Source organism: Streptomyces sp. ADI95-17 (assembly GCF_003846175.1).
Taxonomy (GTDB): Bacteria; Actinomycetota; Actinomycetes; order Streptomycetales; family Streptomycetaceae; genus Streptomyces; species Streptomyces sanglieri.
Genome location: NZ_ML123053.1, coordinates 1 through 2,677 on the forward strand (window position 1 = coordinate 1; position 2,677 = coordinate 2,677).

At 72.4% G+C, this 2,677-nt stretch carries 1 protein-coding gene; it reads left to right on the forward strand.

Annotated features, from left to right (window positions below; genetic code table 11):
* Positions 1–2,677, forward strand: a 2,677-nt coding sequence (locus tag EES42_RS39430; RefSeq protein ID WP_124723178.1) for a type I polyketide synthase, incomplete at both ends; no start/stop codon positions are given.

Consider the following 2,677-nt stretch of genomic DNA (forward strand, 5'->3'; position numbering starts at 1 on the left):
AAGAGCTGGTGGAAGGACTCCGCCAGGCCGGTACGCCGGTCCGCTCAGTCATCCACACCGCCGGTGTGGCCGCTTCGCACCCGCTGGACACGCTGGACGACGACGCCTTGGCAGCCGTCCTGTCCGCGAAGGTGACCGGCGCGACGAACCTCGACGCCGTCTTCGCGGGAGACGCCTCCGACACCTCGAACACCTCGAACACCTCGAACACCTCCGACACCTCCGACACGTCCAACACCTCAGAACCGCACGACGAGCTCGACGCATTCGTTCTGTTCTCCTCGATCGCCGGCGTATGGGGCAGCGGCGGCCAGGCCGCCTACGCCGCGGCCAACGCCCACCTCGACGCCCTCGCCCAGGACCGGCGGGCCCGCGGCCTGACCGCGACCTCCATCAGCTGGGGCCCGTGGGCCGACGGCGGCATGGCGGCGGGCGAGGCCGAGGCGGAGCTGTTGCGCCGGGGGCTGCCCGCCATGGCTCCGGAGCGGGCCGTCGCGGCCCTGCAGCAGGCGCTCGCCGAGCGCGACACCCACGTCACCGTGGCCGATGTCGACTGGACGCGGTTCGCGCCCGTGTTCACCGCGCTGCGCCCGAGCCCGCTCCTCACGGGCCTGCCCGAGGTGCGGGACCTCCAGGAGGAGGTGACCGCGGCGGCGGACGACGGGGCCTCGGCCCTGCGGGACCGGCTGGCCGCGGCCACCGGAGCGGAGCGGACCCGGGCACTGCTCGACCTGGTGCGGAGCCAGGCGGCGGTCGTCCTCGCGCACGGAAGCGCGGACTCGGTCACCGCGGCGAGCACCTTCCGGGAGCTCGGTTTCGACTCACTGACCGCGGTGGAGCTCCGTAACCGCCTGGCCAAGGGGACCGGGCTCAAGCTCCCCGCGACCATGGTGTTCGACCACCCGACTCCGACGGTTCTGGCCGAGCACCTGCGGTCCGAGCTGTTCGGCGGGGAGGCCGAGCACACCGGTGCCCTTGAGGTGATGGCGGCGGCGACGGCGACGGTGGTGACCGACCCGGACGACCCGATCGCGATCGTGGGCATGAGCTGCCGCTTCCCGGGCGGTGTCCGTACGCCGGAAGAGCTGTGGGAACTGCTGGCGGCCGGCACGGACGGGGTGACCGGATTCCCGGTGGACCGGGGCTGGGACCTCGATTCGCTGTACGACCCGGACCCCGACCACGCGGGCACCTCGTATGTGACCGAGGGCGGATTCCTGCGTGACGTGGGGGACTTCGACCCCGTCTTCTTCGGGATCTCGCCGCGCGAGGCCACCGGAATGGACCCGCAGCAGCGGCTGCTCCTGGAGACCTCCTGGGAGGCGTTCGAGCGGGCGGGCATCGATCCGGAGTCGCTGCGCGGCAGCCGGACCGGAGTTTTCACCGGCACCAACGGCCAGGACTACTCGGCTCTGCTGTTCATGTCCGCCGACAGCGCCGAGGGCCACATGGGCACCGGCAACGGAGCAAGCGTCGTGTCGGGCAGGCTCTCGTACACGTTCGGCCTCGAAGGACCCGCGATCACTGTGGACACGGCGTGCTCGTCGTCCCTGGTGGCGCTGCACCTGGCGATCCAGGCGCTGCGGTCGGGTGAGTGCTCGCTGGCTCTGGCCGGCGGTGCCACCGTGATGTCGACGCCCGGCGCGTTCATCGAGTTCTCGCGCCAGCGCGGTCTGGCGGAGGACGGGCGCGTGAAGGCGTTCGCCGATGCGGCGGACGGCACGGCCTGGGGTGAGGGTGTCGGCATGCTGCTGGTGGAGCGTCTCTCGGACGCCCGCCGCAACGGCCACGAGGTCCTCGCGGTCGTGCGCGGCAGTGCGGTGAACCAGGACGGCGCGTCCAACGGTCTGACCGCCCCCAACGGGCCCGCGCAGCAGCGCGTCATCCGTCAGGCCCTCGCCTCGGCCGGTCTGTCGGCGTCGCAGGTCGACGTGGTGGAGGCGCACGGCACGGGCACCAGGCTCGGCGACCCCATCGAGGCCCAGGCGCTGATCGCGACGTACGGCCGGGAGCGGGCGCAGGAACAGCCGTTGCTGCTCGGCTCGGTGAAGTCGAACATCGGTCACACGCAGGCCGCCGCCGGTGTCGCCGGGATCATCAAGATGGTCATGGCGATGCGGCACGGTGTGCTGCCGCAGACCTTGCACGTCGACGAGCCGTCCACGCAGGTGGACTGGTCGGCGGGGGCCGTCGAGCTCCTGAGGGAGTCGGTGGCGTGGCCGGAGACGGGCGGACCGCGGCGTGCTGCGGTGTCGTCGTTCGGCATCAGCGGGACCAATGCCCACACGATCATCGAGCAGGCTCCCGCACCCGACGTCGACGCGGAGCCGCGGCCGGTCGCCCCGACCGCCTCGTCTTCCCCGGTCCTGCCGTGGATGCTGTCCGCGAAGTCAGCACGCGCCCTCACGGCGCAGGCCAGGCTCCTGCGGTCGCACCTGCTGCGCCGGCCCGGACTCGACGCGTCGGACGTGGCGTTCTCGCTCGCCACGAGCCGTGCCGCGCTTGCCCACCGGGCCGTCGTCGTCGGGAAGGACAGGGACGCACTGCTGCGCGGCATCGAGGCACTGGCCGAGGACGGCACGGAATCGGACGTGATCGTGGACTCGGTCACGTCCGGACAGTCCGCGGTGCTGTTCTCGGGCCAGGGTTCGCAGCGGGCCGGGATGGGCCGGGAGCT